The sequence below is a fragment of the Pseudorhodoplanes sp. genome, from assembly GCF_050250235.1.
GTDB lineage: Bacteria > Pseudomonadota > Alphaproteobacteria > Rhizobiales > Xanthobacteraceae > Pseudorhodoplanes.
In genome coordinates, this window is record NZ_JBFWPA010000118.1 from 1 (window position 1) to 20389 (window position 20389).

Consider the following 20389-nt stretch of genomic DNA (forward strand, 5'->3'; position numbering starts at 1 on the left):
CCGCACTCGCATGCGCTTTTGGTAGCGTTAGTTCGCCCGGCGCGGGCGCCACGTCAGCCACAATTTCATCGCCCTTGGGCCTCACTGTCAAAATTGACGGAGCTTTCGCGCCAAATCCTCTTCCGTCATGATGATTCTTTGGCGCAACAACCGGATAGATGACCGGAAGATTTCTTGCCCGGAAAACCGCTATCAGTTGGGCAATATTTGGAATGGCGCGCCAAGCGTATTCGCCGCAGGCAGTGGGATACTCATCTTTGATTGCCTGAAGAATCGGCATACTTTCCGAACCGGTCGTGCGATACTGCACATCAATAACCAACAATGCAGGGCGTTCACCAAGACCGATCGGTCGGCCGAAGCCCGCCGCTTCATAGACCGCCCGGTCAGCGTCTGATATCAACTTGTCCCAAGGACGACTCATACTTCCAACTCCTGCGCAAGCCCGCGCTTCCCGGCCGCTGCTCAACAGAACCTCAGCAATTGGAGATTTCGAGCAAAGAGTTTGACGAATGCGCACAAATTCACGGATATCCGGGCGCACGCAATTCCGGATGAACTACGCGGCCCTTTTCGAGTACTTGCACATCATCCAGCCAGAGGCTGCAGCCGCGCATCGGCAAGTCCATGTGACAAGGCGTGTCGTTCTTGCCTCCGAACTCAGAGTTCGGCCCCGTTGAGAACAGGACGTTGCCATAGAATGAGAGCGCGTTCATGACGTGTTCGCTAGCACTGTAACGAGACGAGGCGAACTGGTGCCATCGCGCTCGCTCGTTGAGCCCGAAGCCTATGTGAGCGACAGCGTAACCGCGAGAATCGTTGAAGCTTTCGATGTAGTTTCGGATCATCAGCGCGTCGAGGCCATCTCCGCAGATCTCAGTGATGTATCCCTTCTCGATAGCGAACGTTACCGGCTTTTCGACATAGCGTTTGAACGCGCAAATTATGTCGCCAGGCGAGAGAACCACAGTACCGTCCACTTGGTCGTCGTTCCCCTGGGTGAACACAAAACCCGAAGGGAAATGATCCCATCGTCCAGGCTCATCGGTATAACCATATTCAGCTATCGCCGTGTATTGCGACAGTCCGTATCGCACATCCGTGCCGGCTGACGAGGTAATGTGCATCACCTTCGACTTCAAGATCAAGTCACGGCCAAACTCGCAACGGCGGCGATGATCCTCCGTGGGCTCCATCTGTTTGAGGACGTGGAGGGGCTCCATCACTCGCAAAATACGAGTACCGGCAGCCTGGATTTCTAGCTGCTCTCGCGAAAATAGGAGACCCATCAGGTCAATTACCATGTCGGCCTTTTTGCATGTCTCCAAAGCAAGAGTGTGACCCACCAACGGATGCTGACCCTGCACACCAGCAGCTAAGGCTTTGTCGCGCGGCACACTTATGTTCATCGTTTGCGCACCAAGGCGCTGGATCGCCACCGTCAATGCATTGACATGACTGACCTGCTCACCGGCGCAGTTCAGTACGACAACCATTTCACCTGGCTTTACCTTGCATCTGCGCATCTGTTCTTCAAAGACGGATACCGCTTCGACATCGACAACAAAATTGGACATAACTATCTCTCCAGAGCGCAACAGAACGCGGTCCCCAATCTCATAATCTCTTCGATGATCCTTCAGCTGGAAGGAACGCTTTCGATAGGTTTCTGACCGTTTGATCGAATCTCTGCCGCCGCCTGCAGTACCGCTTCCACAATAGTAACATAGCCGGTACAGCGACACAGGTTGGATGAGATCGCTTCGCGCACCTCTTCCTCCGTCGGATCTGAGTTTTCCTCAAGGAAGGCAGCCACAGTCATCAGCATGCCCGGCGTGCAAAAGCCACACTGCAGCGCATGTGCCTTCATGAACGCTTGTTGAATCACATTCAGGGCATCACCGTCAGCCAACCCTTCCACAGTGCGCACGTCGCAGCCTTCGAGCTGCACGCCGAACAGGAGGCACGACCGCACTGCCGCGCCATCAACATGAATTGTGCAGGCACCGCAGACGCCGTGCTCACATCCAAGGTGTGTTCCTGTGAGATGAAGCTCGTTGCGCAGGAAGTCGCCAGCTGTGACACGCGGCTCAGCACTTCCGCTCCGGGCAACTCCGTTCACTCGAAGATGAACCGGGACCTTTGCCATATTGTTCCTCACTGTTTACCTGATGCTGTCATGAGTGCTCGCACTGTTAGGCCCTCAGCCACCTCGCGCCGATACTCAGGTGAGGCATGAATGTCGCTTGGCGGCGTCAAGCCGCGCGCTACGGCAGCGCCGATCTTCTCGAACTGCTTCTCCGAAGGCTTCTGGCCAACGATTGGCTCCGCTGCCTCACTGGCGTCGATTGGTACGTCGCCTACGCCTCCAAGCGCCAGCCTAATCTCTTCCACTTCGCCAGACTCTGAGGTGCTGATCTGCGCAGCGACGGAGACGAGCGCAAAATCGCCATGTCGGCGACTGACTTCCAGAAAGGAGGCGCGCGTGTTTGCATGCATTTTTGGAAGCCGGACTTCCACTAAGATCTCGTCTTCCATGAGTGCTGTGGTTAGCAAGGAGGTGAAAAAGTCACGGGCAGCAACAATGCGCGTGCCTCTCACGCTCCGCACCACTATCTCCGCCCGAAGCGCGATAGCAATCGTTGGCCATTCGGCGGCCGGATCGGCATGGCAGAGGCTACCGCCCGCCGTGCCCCGGTTGCGGATAACGGGATGCGCGACTTGCCGAATCGCTTGGGCCAACAGTGGGCAATGTCGGCTGACCAAGGTCGAGCGTTCGACGTCGCGGTGTCGTGTCATTGCACCGATGCTCAATGCCTCGCCGTCGTCACGGATATAATTTAAGCCCTCTATACGGTTCAAATCGATCAAAACAGCCGGCTGGGCCAGACGAAATGCCATGATTGGGACTAACGTTTGGCCTCCTGCGAGCACTTTTGCAGATTCGCCAGCTCTCGCCAGCATTTCCATAGCTTCTTCGAGCATGGATGGTCGAAAGTAATCAAACGCCGCCGTTTTCATGACGCCCGCCCCTTGCGGATGAGCGATCGAATTCGATCGTGAGATAGAGGCAGCGACATGATTTCCACTCCCAAAGGTTTCAAGGCATCAGCGACGGCATTTGCCAATACTGCAGCCGCAAGCACGATGCCGCCCTCTCCGGCACCCTTGGCCCCGAGAGGATTGGTGGGCGACTTAGCTTCGTTCAGCATCTTGACGACTATGTTTGGAATCTCGCTTGCCGTCGGGATGAGATAGTCAGCAAAACTCGTCGTTAATAACTGGCCCTGCTCGTCATGCACCAGTTCCTCGAGGATCGCGCCTCCAATGCCCTGAGCAGCGGCACCCACGAGCTGCCCCTCCACGATCTTTGGGTTAATCATCGTGCCTACGTCCGCGACGATGATATACTTCAGGATGCGAATGCCGCCGGTGAGCACATCCACTTCGACAAGCGCCGCCGTACTGCCATATGGATACGTTGCGGCACACTGCTCAAAGGTGAACGATGCTTCGAGTTGGCCTACATTGCTGTCGGGCGAATGCACGAGCCGCGCAATTTCGGCAAAGCTTAGTCGTATATCGGGATTAGTGGTCACCCAGACTTCGCTTCCAGCAGCCTCTAGATCATCGCTCCGTACACCTAGGCGTAGCGCGGCCACTTCGAACAATTTCTGCTTGAATGCGTGGCCTGCACCCAAGACGGCACTGCCACCTAAAACTGCTGTGCGACTTCCCCACGAGCCCGCCCCAATTCCTAAGCGGTCGGTGTCACCGGAGCAGACGGTAACATCTTCAAATGATGAACCCGTCGCCTCGGCCGCGACCTGAGCCAGAGTAGTCTCAACACCTTGTCCTATCGACGCTGCACCGACGGACAATTGAACCTTTCCAGATTCGTCCAATTGTACCCGCGCATGCTCCCACTCTCCGAGCCCGCTTGGCTCGACGAAGGAAGCCAAGCCGATACCGACGTAACGCCCCTGCGACCGCAGCTCACTTTGCATGCTGCGTACCCGATCATAATCAAGTTCTTGCAGTGCCCGATCGAGCGCAAGGGCATAGTTGCCGCCATCAAAAACCACCTCGTGACCATATTCATGGGTGCCTGTTGAATAGGGCATCGCATCGGGTGACACCAAATTGACCTTGCGGAGCTGCGCTGGATCCTTGCGGAGCTTATCCGCGACCAAATCGAATGCTCGTTCACGCACAAAGGACGACTCATATTGTCCCGGACCTCGATAGGAGCCGTGAGGTGTCTTGTTCGTTAGCACACACTCCATCCGGAGATCGAATGCTGGTATTCGATATGGGCCAGGAAGGCCCGTCACCGTATGAGTCGGCGCGACGAAACCATTCGGCCGAACGTACGCTCCCATGTCCAAGATACCGCGATCTCTAATTGCGAGAATTCGCCCTTCGTGATCAAACCCGACCTCTATCTCATGCCATTGCTGACGGGAGTGGTTAATCGCGAGGAAATGTTCCTGACGATCTTCGATCCAACGTACTGGTCGGCCCAACTGCAACGCCGCCCATGGCACTAAGAAATCCTCCGGAAAGAATTCGCCGCGGAAACCGAACCCGCCACCGACGTCTGGCTCCAAATATCGAATGCGTTCTTCCGGCATCTTGAGTAGCTGCGCGAGCATTCCCCGGGTGCGATGAATTCCTTTCGTCGGACCCCAGACCGTCAAAACATCGGTCGAAGGATCCATGTACGCGATCAAGCCTCGTGTTTCCATCGGAATACCGGTGTGGCGATGCGTAGAAAACGACGCGGACACCCGCCCTGGCGCGCTCCGCAATGCGGCCTCCACATCGCCGCGCGCTGCCGTTAGCGTGGCCGCAACATTGCTGCCGTTCAGCTCATGCACTAAAGTTTGAGAGTGCCTACTCTGGCGCGCATCAATCAAAATATCTATCGGCTCAATATCAGCATTGATGAGCTCAAGCGCATCTTCGGCAGCATATCGATCTTCAGCAATCACAATCGCCAAGGGCTCACCGACATAGCGCACCTTCTCGGTAGCGATCGGTCGCTGGAATAGTAGATTGAGCTCCGGCCTAGGAACGAATGCAGAGGGTATGCCATCTACAAGCCCGATGTCGGCAGCACTGAATACAGCAACAATCCCCTTCGCGCTCTTGGCGGCGGACAAGTCCAAGCTCTTAATTTTGCCATGCGCAACTGGACTACGAAAAACTACTGCCTCAAGCGCGTGAGGAATGCGGATATCAGCAACATATTGCGCCTCGCCCTTTAGGAAGCGCGGATCTTCTTTGCGAGGGAGCGAACGACCGATGTACAACACGATACGATATTCCTTTTAGCTGTGATGATGCGCATTCCTAACGCAGCCTCCGAAGGAGGACCACGAAGCAGAGCAAGCGCGCTCACCATATTTGTTCGCACTGACCCCGCTCATGACTAAGAGGCCTCCCGCTCAATGGTCGCTGCTAGTTGCGCCACGACCTTGCCAATCTCTTCCTTCCTTGAGGAAATGCGGGAGGTCGGCCCACCAACGCAGAAGAAGTAACCCTCGCCGCCAACTCCGAACCCCGCGGCAATCGAAGTGAGGTCGGGACTATTTTCGCCAATAGCAACATGCCAACCGACCCTTATGCCACGATCGATCGCACGCTCGATATCCTCGACCGTTACTAGCGTCTTCTGAGAAATTGCTGGACGATTAAGCTGACCAATGAACTCGCGACGCTCGTCCGGCGCCATCAGCGCCATTAGCGCTTTGCCCGACGCTCCGCTGTGCATCATCTTGCGCTGCCCTGCATGCGCGACAAAACGCACTGCGTGATCCGCTTCCTGAACTTCTAGATATAATGCCTCCGTTCCGTCCCGCTTGCCGAATACGGCCGTCTCGCCTATCGCATCGCGAAGCGCACGCACATGCGATTGAGCAAGCATCACGATCGGATCTCCCCGCAAAATACTTTCGCCTAGAGCACGCAGACGGGGCGTCGGAAAATAGCCGTTGCGCTTTCCGAGCAGATACACGTAGCCCTCCCGCCGAAGCGTCTCCATGAGAGCAAAACAACTGGATTTTGGGAGATCCAACTGCTCTGACAGCTCAGTAAAAATCGCCGGCCTACCTCTAGCGGCGAAAAACTCAAAGATTGCGAGCACTCGTAACGCACTCTTCACACCGGCATTTCGACTTGATTGAGCGCCGACTGGTATTGCTCGTGACGACTGCATGATCTTTCACATATGTGAACAATAGTTCTTGGTCATGGATATTAGTTAGACTTCTATGATTTCTCTGTCAAGCGTAAGCGACGCTTTTCTCCCATTTGATTGATGGGTTTCCGCTCGGTTTGTGCTCTGCGATTCTTGGCTGTTCGGGCCGCCAGGAGGAGACTGACGGCGATGGAACTATCGAGCGAGGAGGCCGAAGCCGACGGTTTTGCAGGGAAGCTTGCGCGCCGCACGCGTTCTGGAGGGCGGTTATGGTCTGCGGAGATGAAGGGGCGCGCCGTTTTCGAGAGCATGAAGCCTGGCGCCCGCGTATGTGAGGTCGCACGGCGTTATGGTGTCAAGGCCCAGCAGTTGACGACGTGGCGCAGATTGGCGCGTACTGGCCGGCTCGCATTGGTCACGGACGAAGCGGCGGATTTCGTGTCGATCGAGCTGAGCGATCCAGCGGCGTCAGGCAAGACCGAGGGGCTCGTCGAGATTACGATTGGCAAGGTTTCGGTTCGCCTGGATGCGGACGTGTCGGCGGTGCGGATCGCGGAGATCGTGGCTGCGATCGAGCGCGGCGCATGATCATTCCGGCGCAGGGACTGCGGATTGTGCTTGCTGTGCGTCCTGTCGATTTCCGGTGCGGGCACGACGCGCTGGCCGGCCTCGTGTAGAACACGCTCGGGCTTGATCCGCATTCGGGCCTGATCGTGGTTTTTCGTACGAAGCGGGCCGATCGGCTTAAGATTTTGCTATGGGACGGCACGGGCCTCATTCTGGTCTACAAGCGCCTTGGCGATGGCGGCCATTTCGAATGGCCGCGGATCAGTGACGGCGTCATGCGCTTGACGCGGATGCCGCAACATACGTGGCGGCCACGGGCGGCCGGTTGATCGCCATGATTTGAATCGACGGCGTGACTGGCAGTCTGGATAGAGACCGCGTCTTGTGATTCTCTGGTCGGTGATGAACGCCGATGATTCTCTTCCCGACGATGTGACCGCGCTGAAGGCGATGCTGCGCGCCGAGCGGGCAGCGCGCCTGGCCGCGGAAGCGGAGGCGAAGGCCCGGACATTGCTGATCGAGAAGCTCAAGCTCACGATCAGGAAGCTGCGGCACGAGCAGTTTGGACAATCCTCTGAGCGCGGCGCATTGCTGGACCAGCTCGAACTGCAGCTCGCCGATCTCGAAGAGAACGCCGCGCAAGCCGAGACTGCAGCGCAAATTGCCATAGCCGACAAAGTCACGGTGGCCCCCTTCGAGCGCCGCAAGCCGGCGCGCCGGCCGCTGCCGGAGCATTTGCCGCGGGAACGCCTTGTCTATCCGGTGCCTGCGATCTGCCCCTGCTGCGGCAACAGCCGGTTGCGCAAGCTCGGCGAGGATGTGACCGAGACGCTGGAGCTCGTCCCGCGCCAGTGGAAGGTGATCCAGCACGTCCGTGAGAAGTTCGTCTGCCGGGCCTGCGAAGCGATCAGCCAGCCGCCGGCCCCCTCGCACCCGATTGCGCGCGGGCGTGCGGGACCGAAGCTGCTCGCCCATGTTCTGTTCGCCAAGTACGGTCTGCACCTACCGCTCAACCGTCAGAGCGAGGTCTACCGGCGTGAAGGCATCGACCTCGATGTGTCGACGCTCGCCGACTGGGTGGGTGCCTCCGCGGCAACCCTGATGCCACTGGTCGATGCGATCCAGAGCCATGTCTTTGCGGCCGAACGCATCCACGCCGACGACACCACGGTGCCGGTCCTGGCCAAGGGCAAGACCCGGACCGGCCGGCTCTGGACCTATGTGCGCGACGACGGCCCGTTTGCCGGTCCCGATCCACCGGCAGCCGTATTCTTCTATTCGCCGGATCGTGGCGGTGAGCATCCAGATGCGCGTTTCGCGGGATTGTGAGCACGGATTTCACCGCATCGTGAGCAACGATTTCAGAGGATCGTGAGCAGCGATTTCAGGCGATCGTGAGCACCTTTAGGCGGTGCCGGACGCTTCGGCCGACAACTCAACCGGGCTACGGGTTTCTCATTCAACCAATGAGGAAGCCCGATGCCTACCCAGAGATTGTCGATGCGCCGGATCAGAGAAGTTCTACGTTTGAGGCACCAGGGCCTGACCGAGCGCGTCATTGCGCGGATGTTGGGGGTGAGCAATGGCGTCGGAACGCCGGAAAGCTTTGGCCCACTTGTGTGCGCAAATTCGTCGAAGATACGCGAACGTTGAGCGGAAGCTCGCCGGAGCACCCCGTGATCGCCACGAACGGCTATGCAACCCTGCACCGGGGCGACTATTCGGGCGCGGTCCGCGATGCCTTGACAACAGTCGAACTCTACGTTCAGAAAATTTGGGGTGGGCGATGGAGTGCTAACCCGCGCTCCGACCTTGGCAAGATCGCGACCTCACCGATTTCGCGGCGCCCAGCTGACTATTCGGTCGCAAGAATTATAAAATGATTTCAATAACATACGAGTTCGTAGTTTTGTTCTGAATGGCGCGCCAACTAACAGCCGTAAGCCGCTATCCCTACGCCAAAGCCGCACCGGCTACGCTGAAGGAAATCGAAATATGTTCAGTGTCGTAGGAGCGGCGGTCCCGGGTGGCGAAAAAGTTCGAATCTATTCGGCTGGCAAGGAAGGTTCGCGCCTGTTCGATGGCTCTCAATTGAATGGCTGCTTCTGCTGATCGAGCGGCATAATCCGCTATCAACGTTCTCCAGGGTCTTGTGGGGCCAGCACGGGCCGGACCTTCCAACGCACGCACCCACGGCTCGGATTCCGGTCCTACGGAGCCGGCACGTTCCCAACCGATGGACCGGTCTATCAGATCGTTGGTCGCCGTCCGACAGTCAGCAGCAGTTCGTTCGGACCCTCCCAGCCGTTCGACGTGTTGAACGCGCCGAGCTTGTCTGTGATCTCAGCCCACGCGGTCTCCCGTCTCGCGTCGTCGAGCTTCGCGAGAATTTGCAGGATAGGGCTGGCCGACGTTCGCACGAAGTCGAGATAGTCCTGCACCGATGGCAGCCGGAATGGCGCAGCAACTTTCGTGGTTGCCACGTGGGAAAACCCGGCGCGACCGAATAGTTCGTCCATCAACCCCGGCTTGCCGAGGCTCAGCAGGCCACCGGGCCGGTAGGGATCGGGCAGAGGCAGGTCGGCGTGCTTGAAGACAGTCGAGACAAGAACACCGATGCACGGATTCTGCTCCGGTGTGGAGAAAACCATTGTGCAGGCGCTGCCGCCGGCTTTTAGCGCGTGGACCATTCGTTTGAGTCCTTTGAAGGGATCGGGAAACAACATGAGGCCCAGTCGGCAGATGGCTGCATCGAAGCTGGCTTCCGCGACCTCAAAAGTTTCTCCATCTTCCGCTTTTGTCTCGACGTTGGCGTACCCCGCCCGCCAGGCGTTGTCCTTCGCGAAGGCCAGAATGGCAGGCGAAAAATCGGTCGCGAGCACGTAGCCATTCGGGCCGACCCTTCTCGCAATGTCGAGTGTCTGATCACCCGCGCCGGCGGCAACGTCGAGCACGCGCGCACCCGTCTTGATGTCGGCCATCGCAAGCATGGCGTCGGTCGACTCACGAAGCCAGTTTCGGATCAAGTCACTCTTGCCGTTCCAGCCGTCCGCGCAAGCGTCCCACTGTTGACGAGCGGCAAGCTTGAACATCTCGGGGTCGATCGGGTTTACTAGCGTGGCTGTCATCGCGTGGTCTCCCGATGGGACTAGTGATGAGCGTCGAGGAAGGGTGTTTCAGGATCACTCACGTAGAAGATGACAACCTTGGTGACCTCACTGGTGCTGCGGTTGTAGCCAGTCATCGGCACGTGGGGCGGCTCGACCAAAGCCTCGCCCGCCTTCACGACAATCGGCGCGCGCCCATCAAGCTCAAGCGTGAAGGCTCCCTCAAGGACGTAGACGGTCACGGGAAAGCGATGGGTGTGGTACACGGTCTTGTCGCCCGGCCTGAAGGTGGCCGTTAATACCCGCACCGCCTGTTTGTCTCCCTTCGGCATCCCGGTCACGAGTTCCTGAAGGAGCAGATTGGGCTTGGCGAGATTGCTTTCGCTGGTCTGGGCCGGCGCGCTGGTGGTTGATGCCAGCATGAGGGCGAGGCCGATGATCGTGCGCACCTGGTGGGCTCCGGGTTGATCTTCCTGCGGCGTTCAAGCGCTCCAAGTCGTATACGCCGTTGAGTCTGAGCGGCAGCCGCAAGATTGCCAGCCGGGGCAGCAAAATCGCATAATACCGTATGTTCGACTGGAACGATCTCAAGTACCTCCTGGCCGTGGCCCGTCACGGCAGTACGATTGCCGCGGGTAAGGCTCTTGGCGTCAACCAGTCGACGGTTCACCGTCGGTTGACCGAGCTTGAGGGACGCATCGGGCGCGAACTGGTGTCTCGCCAGACGTCGGGATATCGCCTGACTGAACTCGGCGAGGAGTTGCTGCCGTTCGCCGAACGTGTCGAGGTCGCCGTTCGAGAGCTCGAGCAACATGTCGCCGACGTGGCGCGCGATCGCCGTGGCGTTATTCGCCTGACCTGTCCCGAACCGATCGTGCCAAGGCTCACGCCGCTCATCGATCGCTTTCATGCCCGGCATCCGACGTTCCAGGTCGAGTTCGTGACAAGCGACCGCTATCTCGATCTTCTCAAGGGTGAGGCGGATGTCGCCTTCCGTTCGGGCGATACGGACGACCACCTCATCGGCCTCAAGATCGCCGACTCGATCTGGGCCGTCTATGCAAGCCGGGCCTATATCGAACGGCACGACAAACCGGAACGCGTCGAAGACCTTGCTCGCCATCTCCTTGTCAGTCTCGACGACACGCTACCCAACCATCGAGTCGTGAAATGGCTGAAAGCCGTCGCACCCGACGCGAAGATAGTCGCACGCAACAACAGCGTCCTCGGCCTCGTCTACGCTGTGAAATCCGGCATCGGCCTGGGCCCCTTGCCGACCGCCGTCGCCGATGATCAAGAGGATCTCGTGCGCGTGCTTGGCCCCCTTCCGGAACTATCAAGAAGCTGGCGCCTGCTGACTCATCCTGACCTCAGACGCACGCCACGCGTGTCTGCATTCTTTGACTTCGTTGAAGAGGAGCGACCGGCGCTGAAATCGATCTTTACGGGGTAGCGTGCTGATCATGTTATCGATCGCCCAAGCGCGCTTCGGCCTTTTACATTTTTCAGCCGCGGCTGGCCGCCTACAAAACTTCGACTTCGATCCAAGTCCTGATCCTGCGCAGGATTGAGCGAGCGTCGCGATTCGCCACGTTGCAGCAAGCCGCCTGCGATCTAAACAATCATGCGTGTAGCATACACACAGCTCAATCGTAGCGCTGCTGCGGGCTTCGCCCCGCCGTAGACGATGTTAGCGTAGAATGGAGTGCAACTTCATAGTGCTCCCGCGCAAATGTAGTTATCAGTTTCGTCCACGCTGGGGCGCCAAAGACCGCCGATAGCCCTCCATAGGACGATATAGCCGCCGATTGCCGCCGGGACTTGCCCGAGCAAAGCGCGGGAAAAAGCCAGCGGGAGAAAAGCGTAGTAGCGGCAGTCACCGGCGGTGAAAAAGTTCGAATCGCTTCTGATGGAAGAGCGGGTCTTTTTAGACGACGCCGACCATGCTCCAACGTGCACAAGATGTCGCAGTGCGCTTTCGGATGTTGGTCCCCGCGACAGTTCCTCGCCCGTCGCCGTCGTCACTCTGAAGAGGCACTGTAGCGCAGGCGCGGTTAGACACTTCCAGCAGGCCGGTGTTGAGGCCTGTGGCGTGCTGATTGCTGCCACGCGCCGCGAGCCGCTTTTCTTCTACCGTTTCAAATACCCGTGTGGAGGGCGCACATTCACAGTTTTCCAGACTGCCGAAAGGGCTATTCCGATTCCGGCAAGCCAGCCTCGCGCCAGGCATGCGCAAAAGCTGAGAAGACTTCCGGGTTCACGCCTACAGTCACGGAAAAGCGATTGATAGTGAATTTCGGATCGAGCTTAAGAACCGATCGAGCCGCAATCCTTGCTTCTTGATGGCGACCTAAACCGATCAGTGCCGCTGTGAGGTATGCGTAGGGAACACTAAACCCGGGATTCAACTCAACCGCTCGTCGCGCCACCTCATACGCCTCCGCGTGCCGACCGAGCTGGAAATAAGCCCCGGCGAGACCCTGATAGGACAGATGGTTCATGGAATCGAACGGGCTGAGCTTCAGCGCCTGCCGGGCGCGTTCAATCGCGAGTTCGCACTTTCCGCTCCACGCCAAAGCGACCGCACTCGTGCACAGGGCGACAAAATTCAAACTGCTGATCGACAATGCGCGATCGAACAGATCGAACGCCATCGCCATGTCATGCTCCTCGAACCATATGACAAACGCCGAGATCGCGAGCGTCGTTGCGTCGTCTCCGGCGCCTGAGAGAGCCGCATGGGCGTGATGGATCGCAGACCGACGATCTTCCGCGTCGAGGCCTCCGCGCCCGAACCGAATGTGGAAGCACCACGCCAGGGTGGCATGAGCCAGGGAATAATCCGGTTCGAGCGCAAGCGCCTTCTGCAACAGCGGGATCGCGGGCGCGGAGCCGGCCGGCATCAATTTATAGACGAACGGCAGCGCCTGTAGCACCAGATCGTAGGCGTCCAGGCTGTCCGGTCGTTTGCGCTGGATGCGCGCGAGCTCGATGCGTCTCAAGCCCGGCTCGATAGCGCTGATCACGCTCATCGCGATTTCGTCCTGCACGTCAAAGATGTCGCCGAGCCGTCGGTCATAACGCTCGGCCCACACTTGCAAGGCGCTCTGCGTTTCAATCAGTTGGGCGGCGATCCGGACGCGGTCGCCGGACTTGCGCACGCTGCCTTCAAGAGCGTAGCGAACGCCGAGATCGCAGCCCACCTGTCTGACGTCGACCGCCTTGCCTTTGTAGATGAAGCTCGAATTGCGGGCGATAACGAACAGCCATTTGATGCGCGACAGGCCGGTGATGATGTCTTCCGCAACACCGTCGGCAAAATAGTCCTGCTCCGGATCGCCGCTCATATTGGTGAATGGCAAGACGACGATGGAAGGACGATCGGAAAAAGCAGGCGCAGCCACTGCATCGGGCTTCGATGTGTTCATCGTTGAAGCGGTCGCGCCGACCAGCCGATAGCCACGGCCAGATACCGTAAAGAGGTGGACAGGCTGGTCTCTCTCTTCGCCCAATGCCTTGCGGAGCACGGAGACGTGAACCTGAATATTGCTTTCTTCGACCACGAGCCCAGGCCACACCTTGGCCATGAGTTCATCCTTGGTCACCAATTTGCCCCGCGCCGATGCCAGCACGGCCAGGATGTCGAAGGCCTTGTTCTTGAGGACGACAGGAGCCCCCTCGCAGGTGAGCGTCCTGCGATGAAGATCGAGGCGGAAGCGCCCGAAGCTCACCTCATCCTGCGACATCGCGCCTACCAATTTCACGATTCAGAACAATTAAGTCACTGAATCAGGATTTTAGGGTGCGCCGACGGTAGGGTCCAGCCATGCGCATCCAAGATCTCGACCGCGGATGCGAGAGCTGAACCGGCCGCACCGTAACTGGTTTGGTCACAATAGGAATTCCCGATGGCCAACCGCTCCCAGCCACGCGAAACAATGTCGGTTCATTCAGCCGTTGCGGAACAGGCCGACGCCGGGGCGAACGGCGACCTGTCGCTTTCGCACGCTTGTCCGCAGGGCGGCGCTCAGGTCGAGGAGAAGGGACTCGTCAGCGAGCCGCTCGCAACGGATACGGACCGCGAAGAACTCGATCTGCTCCTGCGCGGATTTCAGGTGTCGCGCATGCTCAGGCTGGTCGCCGATCTCGGCGTCGCGGACAAGATTCCGCGGGAGGGACGGGTCACAGTGGGGGAGCTTGCCGCTGCTTGCGCTGTGCTGCCCGAGCCCATACTGCGCGTCCTGCGCGCGCTGGCCGCTTTCCGGGTCTTCGAGGTGACGGCCGATGGCGTCGTCGCGCATACGCCGCGCTCGCGGCTGCTCCGGACGGATACGCCACGGAGCCTGCGCCACGCGGCCCGTTTCTGGGCCGGGCCCGGCTCATGGGGAGCCTGGAACAGACTGGACGCTGCGATGACAGGCGGCGTCCCGCATGAGGCCGCTTGGAACATGGGGCGCTTCGCCTATCTCAAGCAGCATGCGGACGAAGCCCGCCTGTTCGACGCCATGATGGCGAATTTCCCCGACAATCGGCACGCCGCCCTGGCCGCCGCTTATGATTTCTCCGGAGCAAGCCTCATCGCCGATATCGGCGGCGGCAACGGCGCTGCGCTGCGCCAGATTTTCGCGCGCTTCCCGGCGCGGCGCGGCCTTGTCTTCGATCGCGAGGATGTCATCGCCGCCATAGCCCCGGAGAATCTGTTGGGAGGCCGCATCGTCGCCCAAGGCGGCAGCTTCTTCAAGCAGGTGCCAGGCGGGGCCGACATCTACATGCTGATCCGGGTTCTGCATGACTGGTCCGATGAGGACTGTTTGCGCATCCTGCGAACCTGCCGCGCGGCGATGGGCTCAAACGCGCTGTTGTTGCTGGGCGAGCAGATTCTGGAACCGGATTCCGCGCGCGGCCAGGCGACCGACTATCTGGTCGACATGCAGATGATGGCCATGTTCGGGCAGGCTCGCGCGCGCAGCGAGGCGGAGTTCCGCAGCCTGTTCGATCAATCCGGGTTCTCGCTGCGCCGGGTCATTCCTACGGCCTCGCCGGTTTCCATCATCGAGGCCGCGCCCGTCGCAGGCCCTTACTAGGCTCGGATCGAGACAAGAACAGATGCGCAGATTGGAGGCGCAAGCCGAAATAAGTCGATGCAACTGACAACCAAGCAATCCCGAGGCATTCCCATGTTACGTCGGACATTCATCTTGGGCTCGGTGGCCGCCGGCACGCTCGGTACGGGTGGTCCCGCACTGGCCGAGGACGTTGTGAGGATTGGCTTGATCCTCCCAATGACTGGCCAACAGGCGACGACCGGCAGGCAAATCGAAGCCGCCGTGAGGCTCTACACGCAAGAGCACGGCACGATAGTCGCCGGCAGAAAAATCGAGGTCATTCTCAAGGACGATGGCGCGGCCCCCGACATCACCAAACGTATCGCCCGGGAATTGATCGTCAACGACAAGGTCAGTCTCTTGGCCGGACTTGGTGTTACGCCATCAGCATTCGCCGTCGCGCCTCTGGCAACTCAAGCCACCTGAAGAAGACGTATTTCGCGAGCGCGGCGATCACCAGGACGAGCACAACGACGGTCAGAAGACCGACGAGGCCCATGCCCCAGCCCATGCTTCCCATCATGTCGTGCATCATAGGAGCCCCCTCTCATTCGGCGGCAGTCTCGAAATCGGTGGAGCTGTATTTCCGTTCGGCCATTCGCTGCTCTTTTGCCAGTCCCCAGCCTTTGACGAGGGCATAGATCGCCGGAATGACGACGAGGGTGAGCACGGTCGAGGAGACCATGCCGCCGATCATCGGCACGGCGATGCGTTGCATTACTTCGGAGCCAGCGCCGGTGCTCCAGAGGATCGGCACGAGACCGGCCATGATCGCGACGACGGTCATCATCTTCGGCCGCACGCGCTCGACGGCGCCGAGCATGATCGCCTCATAGAGATCGGTGCGGGTGAATGCCCGGCGCTCTTGGCCCCGCTGTGCCCTCAGCTCCGTCATCGCTTGATCGAGATAGATCAGCATGACGACGCCTGTCTCGGCAGCGACGCCCGCAAGCGCGATGAAGCCGACCGCCACGGCGACCGACATGTTGAACCCCATCCACCACATCAGCCACACTCCCCCGACAAGGGCGAATGGCAGGGATAGCATGACGATCAGTGTCTCTGTCAGCTTGCGGAAATTAAGGTAGAGCAGCAGGAAGATTATCAGCAGCGTGACCGGAACGACCATCTTCAATCGTGCCTTGGCCCGCTGCAGATATTCGTATTGGCCGCTCCAGCCAACTGAATAGCCGGGCGGCAGCTGCACCGATGCTGCGACCGCCTTCTGAGCATCGGCGACATAGCCGCCAAGGTCGCGGCCGCTGATGTCGACATAAATGTAAGTCGCAAGCTGGCCGTTTTCAGTGCGAATCGAGGTTGCGCCACGGGTGAGCTGCACCTTCGCCACCTCGCCAAGCGGAACGGCGCCACCGCCAGGAAGCGGAACTTCCACATCCGTGGCGATGGCCTGTGGGTTGGAGCGCAGGTCACGCGGATAGCGAATGTTCACGCCATAGCGTTCGCGTCCTTCGACCGTCGTCGTCACTATCTGGCCGCCAAGCGCTGTGGCGATGACGTCCTGCACATCGCCGACGGCAAGGCCGTAACGGCCGAGCGCTTCCCGGTCAGGCGCAATGTCGAGATAGTAACCGCCGATGACGCGCTCGGCGTAAGCGCTCAACGTCCCGGGCACGGTCCTCAGCGCCGCCTCGATCTGGCGGGCGATCTTTTCCATTGCGGAAAGATCGGTACCGAACACTTTCACGCCGACAGGCGTGCGGATGCCGGTCGAGAGCATGTCGATGCGAGCGCGGATCGGCATGGTCCAGGCATTGGAAACGCCGGGGAATTGCAGTGCCTTGTCCATCTCGGCCTTCAGGCTGTCGATGGTGACACCCGGTCGCCACTGATCCTTCGGTTTTAGGTTGATGATCGTCTCGAACATCTCGGTCGGAGCGGGATCGGTCGCCGTCGCCGCGCGTCCAGCCTTGCCGTAAACCGACTCCACCTCCGTGAAGGATGTGATGATGCGATCCTGCTTCTGCAGGAGCTCGGCTGCCTTGGTGTCCGAGATGCCGGGCAGCGTCGTCGGCATGTAGAGCTGCGTGCCCTCATTCAGGTTCGGCATGAACTCGGAGCCGAGTTGGCGCGCCGGCCAGACGCTCACCGCAAGTGCCATAACCGCGAGTAGGATTGTGAAGATCTTTGCCCTCAGCACGCCCCGAATGATCGGCCGATAGATCCAGATCAGGAACCGATTGATCGGATTCCTGTGCTCCGGGATGATGCGTCCGCGGACGAAAATCACCATTAGTGCCGGCACGAGCGTTATGGACAGGAACGCGGCGGCCGCCATCGCAAAGGTCTTGGTGAAGGCGAGCGGACCAAAAAGCCGACCTTCCTGCGATTCCAGCGTGAAGATCGGCAGGAACGACACCGTGATGACGAGCAGGCTGAAGAACAGCGCCGGCCCGACTTCGCTCGCCGCATCGATGAGGATCTGAACGCGCGGCTTGTCGGGCGGGGCGCGCTCCAGATGCTTGTGCGCATTCTCTATCATGACGATGGCAGCATCGATCATCGCGCCGACGGCAATAGCGATGCCACCCAGGCTCATGATATTGGAGCCGAGCCCAATCGCCTTCATGCCGATGAACGCAATCAGGATGCCGACCGGCAGCATCAGGATGGCAACGAGCGCGCTACGCAGATGAAGCAGAAAGACCACGCACACAAGCGCGACGATGATGCTCTCCTCGGTCAGCGTGTGCCGCAGCGTCTCGACCGCCGCCTCGATGAGGTGCGAACGGTCATAGACCGGCACGATCTCCGCACCATTCGGCAGGCTGCCAGCGATATCGGCAAGGAGCTGCTTGACGTTGTCGATCACAGTCAACGCATTGGCGCCAAAGCGCTGCAGCACAATGCCGCTTGCGACTTCGCCTTCACCGTTGAGTTCAGTGATGCCGCGCCGTTCGTCCGGACCGATTTCGACGCGCGCCACGTCCTTCAGGCGAAGTGGTACGCCCTGGTCGGTCTTCAGAACGATGTTCTCGATGTCGACCGGCGATTTGATGTAGCCGCGGCCGCGCACCATGAACTCGAATTCCGAGAGCTCGAGCGTCCTCCCGCCGACATCCTGGTTGCTGTTGCGCACGGCGTCACGCACGGCAGCGAGCGAGATTCCCTGGGCGCGCAGCCGCAGCGGATCAACGATGATGTTGTATTGTTTGACGAAGCCGCCAACGCTCGCGACCTCGGCGACGCCTTCGGCTTTTGAGGCGACGAAGCGGATCACCCAGTCCTGCAGCGAGCGCAGCTCGGCGAGGCTCATCTCTTTGGCGATAACCGCGTATTGGTAGACCCAGCCCACACCTGTCGCGTCGGGCCCGAGACCCGGCGTCACGCCTGCCGGTAGGCGCTTTGCAGCGGCGTTGAGATATTCGAGCACACGGCTGCGAGCCCAGTAGGGATCGGTGCCGTCCTCGAAGATCACATACACGAAGGAGACGCCAAAGAAGGAGAAGCCCCGCACCACCTTCGACTTTGGCACCGTCAGCATGGCTGTCGTCAGCGGATAGGTGACCTGGTCCTCGACCACCTGCGGCGCTTGGCCAGGATAGTCGGTGTAGACGATGACCTGGACATCCGAGAGGTCCGGAATGGCGTCTAATGGCAGCGTCTTGAGAGAGTAAACGCCAGCGGCGACCGCGAAGACGGTGCCCACGAGGATGAGGATGAGGTTGCGAGCGGACCACGCGATCAAGCGGGCAATCATGGCGTGCTCTCCCCCACGGTCATGCCGGTGAGCGCAGCCTTGAGATTGCTTTCCGCGTCGATCAGGAAGTTGGCCGAGACGACGACGCGGTCGCCGGCCGTGACTCCGTTACGGATCTCTGTGTAACCGCTGCCACGGGCACCGATCTTGACCCCGCGCGGCTCGAAGCGGCCTTCGCCCTTATCGAGGATCACGACCTGCCGCGTGCCTGTGTCGATCACGGCGCTGTCAGGGACCGCCACTACCGAGCTTCCCCCGCCGGCCGCGATCTCGACTTCGGCATACATATCGGGGCGCAGGAGCCCGTCCGGATTCGGGATGGCGATGCGCACCTTCGTCGTGCGGGTTACCTGGTTCACCTGCGGATAGATCAGGGCGACGCGTCCTTGGAACGTCCGCCCAGGCAGGCTGCGGACCCGGATGGTCGCCGACTGACCAGGCTCGACATTCGCAATGGCATATTCGGGCACATCGGCTAGCACCCAGACGGTCGAGAGGTCGGCGATACGGAACAGGATGTCGCCGGCCGCCATTTTCATGCCTTCGGTCGCGTTGCGGGTTAGCACAACGCCGTCGCGTGGGGCGTACCAGGTGAACGCCGTCGGAACCTGATGAGTCCGGTCGATCTCATCGAGCACTTCCTTCGGCACAGCGAAGTTTTCGAGACGGCGACGCGCGACGTTGAGACCTGGATTGATCTGAACCTGCACGGCTGCGGCGGCGAGCTCGGGCGAGCGGAGTTGCAGCAGTGGCTGGCCCTTAAGCACCCGGTCTCCGGTCGTGACATTCTCGACGTTGCCGATATAGGAGTCAGCCGGAACGGTCACGACCGAAACACTGCGCTCGTCCGGCTGCACCGTCCCGGGTGCGCGCACCAGTTGGACGACGACGCGATCGCCGACGGTCTCCGTGCGAACGCCGGTTCGCTGCAGCTTGCCCGGCGCGATCTTGACTATGGAGCCGTCCTCGCCGTCGCCGGCATAGACAGGGATGTAGTCCATCCCCATCGAGTCCTTCTTCGGCACGAGCGAGGTGTCGGGCAGACCCATGGGATTGCGATAGTAGAGAATCTTCTTCGGTTCGCCGTTTGCCGGCCGGGCGGCTTCCGCGTCCGCCTCTGGTTTCTCGTCGAAGCTGATGTCCTCGCTCGCATGCACGGCAAGGAAGTTACGCCCGTCAGCCGTCTTGCGCGGCTCAGCCGAGTAGGCGGGACGGCCGTCCGGGTCGCGATAGTAGATGATTGGCCCAGATGCTGCGGGATCAGCATGGGCGGGAACGGATGCGGTGCTCTCAAGCCAGGGGATGGCCTGAAGCCATGTAATGGGCGGCAGCACGATTGCGCGCTGACCGGCCCAATAGCCTCCAGCCCCCGCCACCAAGATGGCGGCGAGGGTGAGGCCGGCGCGGCCCATCCGGTTCATGGGACGGCCTTGATGACGAGTTTGTTCTCGACTGAGCCGGTCTCGCCCTGGACTTTCGCGCCGAGCGAGAGCTGCCAGCCGCCGGCCATGCTGAGGTTGGCCTTGAACTGGTAGACGCCGGGCTCGGAGCTCGGCACCGGCGTCACCTTCGTCGCCATGTCCTGCATGCCGTCCGGCGCCATGTCGAGACGCGTCGCGAAGATCACGGCGTCAGGCACGGGCTTGCCCGTCACCTTGGTGAGCAGGCGCACCGCGATCACGGCCTCGCC

The 20389-nt window shown here is 60.0% G+C and carries 16 protein-coding genes and 4 pseudogenes; 7 read left to right on the forward strand and 13 right to left on the reverse strand.

Translation table 11 applies throughout. The features are described from left to right. The 7 genes and pseudogenes from AB7F49_RS30790 to AB7F49_RS30820 all read right to left on the reverse strand — a co-directional run. A partial coding sequence (locus tag AB7F49_RS30790; protein ID WP_428529583.1) for an isochorismatase family protein occupies positions 1–424 on the reverse strand: 424 nt, incomplete at its 3' end. Between the two features lie 100 nt (positions 425–524). After that, entirely contained in the window at positions 525–1577 is a 1053-nt protein-coding gene (locus AB7F49_RS30795; RefSeq protein ID WP_428529585.1) for a leucyl aminopeptidase, read from the reverse strand. 62 nt (positions 1578–1639) lie between these two features. Further along, positions 1640–2149 carry a (2Fe-2S)-binding protein gene (locus AB7F49_RS30800; protein ID WP_428529587.1) on the reverse strand — a complete coding sequence of 170 codons (510 nt, stop codon included), beginning with the start codon at positions 2147–2149 and terminating at the stop codon, positions 1640–1642. A gap of 8 nt (positions 2150–2157) precedes the next feature. Then, on the reverse strand, positions 2158–3021 hold the full coding sequence (locus AB7F49_RS30805) for an FAD binding domain-containing protein (protein WP_428529589.1): 864 nt from the start codon (positions 3019–3021) through the stop codon (positions 2158–2160). Further along, the gene (locus AB7F49_RS30810) at positions 3018–5318 is read right to left on the reverse strand and encodes a xanthine dehydrogenase family protein molybdopterin-binding subunit (RefSeq protein WP_428529590.1); all 2301 of its coding nucleotides are present in this window, start codon (positions 5316–5318) and stop codon (positions 3018–3020) included. The genes AB7F49_RS30805 and AB7F49_RS30810 overlap by 4 nt, the downstream gene beginning before the upstream one ends. Before the next feature lie 116 nt (positions 5319–5434). Next, complete coding sequence (locus tag AB7F49_RS30815; RefSeq protein ID WP_428529610.1) at positions 5435–6019, reverse strand: IclR family transcriptional regulator; 585 nt, start codon at positions 6017–6019, stop codon at positions 5435–5437. Positions 6020–6025: 6 nt separating this feature from the next. Then, positions 6026–6220 (reverse strand): annotated as a pseudogene (locus tag AB7F49_RS30820) (helix-turn-helix domain-containing protein); the annotation flags it as partial. A gap of 171 nt (positions 6221–6391) precedes the next feature. Here AB7F49_RS30820 and tnpA point away from each other — a divergent pair. From tnpA to AB7F49_RS30840, 4 genes and pseudogenes are all read left to right on the forward strand, one after another. Continuing rightward, entirely contained in the window at positions 6392–6790 is a 399-nt protein-coding gene (gene tnpA, locus AB7F49_RS30825) for an IS66-like element accessory protein TnpA (RefSeq protein WP_428529592.1), read from the forward strand. A gap of 104 nt (positions 6791–6894) precedes the next feature. Beyond that, positions 6895–7098 (forward strand): annotated as a pseudogene (tnpB, locus tag AB7F49_RS30830) (IS66 family insertion sequence element accessory protein TnpB); the annotation flags it as partial. Positions 7099–7171: 73 nt separating this feature from the next. After that, a pseudogene (gene tnpC, locus AB7F49_RS30835) lies at positions 7172–8092 on the forward strand (IS66 family transposase); the annotation flags it as partial. Between the two features lie 353 nt (positions 8093–8445). Beyond that, positions 8446–8652, forward strand: a complete 207-nt coding sequence (locus AB7F49_RS30840; protein WP_428529594.1) for a hypothetical protein — start codon at positions 8446–8448, stop codon at positions 8650–8652. 366 nt (positions 8653–9018) lie between these two features. Here AB7F49_RS30840 and AB7F49_RS30845 read toward each other — a convergent pair whose 3' ends face one another. Further along, entirely contained in the window at positions 9019–9861 is an 843-nt protein-coding gene (locus tag AB7F49_RS30845) for a class I SAM-dependent methyltransferase (protein WP_428529596.1), read from the reverse strand. Positions 9862–9917: 56 nt separating this feature from the next. Next, complete coding sequence (locus AB7F49_RS30850) at positions 9918–10325, reverse strand: cupin domain-containing protein (RefSeq protein ID WP_428529598.1); 408 nt, start codon at positions 10323–10325, stop codon at positions 9918–9920. Positions 10326–10444: 119 nt separating this feature from the next. Here AB7F49_RS30850 and AB7F49_RS30855 point away from each other — a divergent pair, with 119 nt between their 5' ends. Continuing rightward, entirely contained in the window at positions 10445–11329 is an 885-nt protein-coding gene (locus AB7F49_RS30855; protein WP_428529600.1) for a LysR family transcriptional regulator, read from the forward strand. 739 nt (positions 11330–12068) lie between these two features. On the opposite strand, the gene AB7F49_RS30860 is transcribed toward AB7F49_RS30855, so the two are convergent. Next, positions 12069–13622, reverse strand: a complete 1554-nt coding sequence (locus tag AB7F49_RS30860) for a winged helix-turn-helix domain-containing tetratricopeptide repeat protein (RefSeq protein WP_428529601.1) — start codon at positions 13620–13622, stop codon at positions 12069–12071. Positions 13623–13784: 162 nt separating this feature from the next. On the opposite strand from AB7F49_RS30860, the gene AB7F49_RS30865 reads away from it, so the two are divergent. Both AB7F49_RS30865 and AB7F49_RS30870 read left to right on the forward strand, forming a co-directional pair. Next, positions 13785–14960, forward strand: a complete 1176-nt coding sequence (locus AB7F49_RS30865; protein WP_428529603.1) for a methyltransferase — start codon at positions 13785–13787, stop codon at positions 14958–14960. Positions 14961–15053: 93 nt separating this feature from the next. Then, positions 15054–15401: pseudogene (locus tag AB7F49_RS30870) on the forward strand (ABC transporter substrate-binding protein); the annotation flags it as partial. Positions 15402–15528: 127 nt separating this feature from the next. Here the strand turns inward: AB7F49_RS30870 and AB7F49_RS30875 are convergent. The 3 genes from AB7F49_RS30875 to AB7F49_RS30885 form a co-directional block, all read right to left on the reverse strand. Continuing rightward, positions 15529–18699, reverse strand: a complete 3171-nt coding sequence (locus AB7F49_RS30875; protein ID WP_428529605.1) for an efflux RND transporter permease subunit — start codon at positions 18697–18699, stop codon at positions 15529–15531. Then, positions 18696–20120: an efflux RND transporter periplasmic adaptor subunit gene (locus AB7F49_RS30880; RefSeq protein WP_428529607.1), complete on the reverse strand. Its 1425-nt coding sequence runs from the start codon at positions 20118–20120 to the stop codon at positions 18696–18698. Before AB7F49_RS30880 ends, AB7F49_RS30875 begins: the two co-directional genes overlap by 4 nt. Continuing rightward, positions 20117–20389 (reverse strand): FixH family protein (locus AB7F49_RS30885; protein ID WP_428529608.1); only part of this gene is annotated, 273 nt, incomplete at its 5' end. The genes AB7F49_RS30880 and AB7F49_RS30885, both read right to left, overlap by 4 nt.

Bases quoted from the DNA above. Each gene is read 5' to 3' on its own strand.
- AB7F49_RS30800 (WP_428529587.1), bottom strand. From the start codon at position 2,149: ATGGCAAAGGTCCCGGTTCATCTTCGAGTGAACGGAGTTGCCCGGAGC.
- AB7F49_RS30805 (WP_428529589.1), bottom strand. From the start codon at position 3,021: ATGAAAACGGCGGCGTTTGATTACTTTCGACCATCCATGCTCGAAGAA.
- tnpA (WP_428529592.1), top strand. From the start codon at position 6,392: ATGGAACTATCGAGCGAGGAGGCCGAAGCCGACGGTTTTGCAGGGAAG.
- AB7F49_RS30865 (WP_428529603.1), top strand. From the start codon at position 13,785: ATGGCCAACCGCTCCCAGCCACGCGAAACAATGTCGGTTCATTCAGCC.
- AB7F49_RS30845 (WP_428529596.1), bottom strand. From the start codon at position 9,861: ATGTTCAAGCTTGCCGCTCGTCAACAGTGGGACGCTTGCGCGGACGGC.
- AB7F49_RS30875 (WP_428529605.1), bottom strand. From the start codon at position 18,699: ATGATTGCCCGCTTGATCGCGTGGTCCGCTCGCAACCTCATCCTCATC.
- AB7F49_RS30880 (WP_428529607.1), bottom strand. From the start codon at position 20,120: ATGAACCGGATGGGCCGCGCCGGCCTCACCCTCGCCGCCATCTTGGTG.
- AB7F49_RS30855 (WP_428529600.1), top strand. From the start codon at position 10,445: ATGTTCGACTGGAACGATCTCAAGTACCTCCTGGCCGTGGCCCGTCAC.
- AB7F49_RS30860 (WP_428529601.1), bottom strand. From the start codon at position 13,622: ATGTCGCAGGATGAGGTGAGCTTCGGGCGCTTCCGCCTCGATCTTCAT.
- AB7F49_RS30795 (WP_428529585.1), bottom strand. From the start codon at position 1,577: ATGTCCAATTTTGTTGTCGATGTCGAAGCGGTATCCGTCTTTGAAGAA.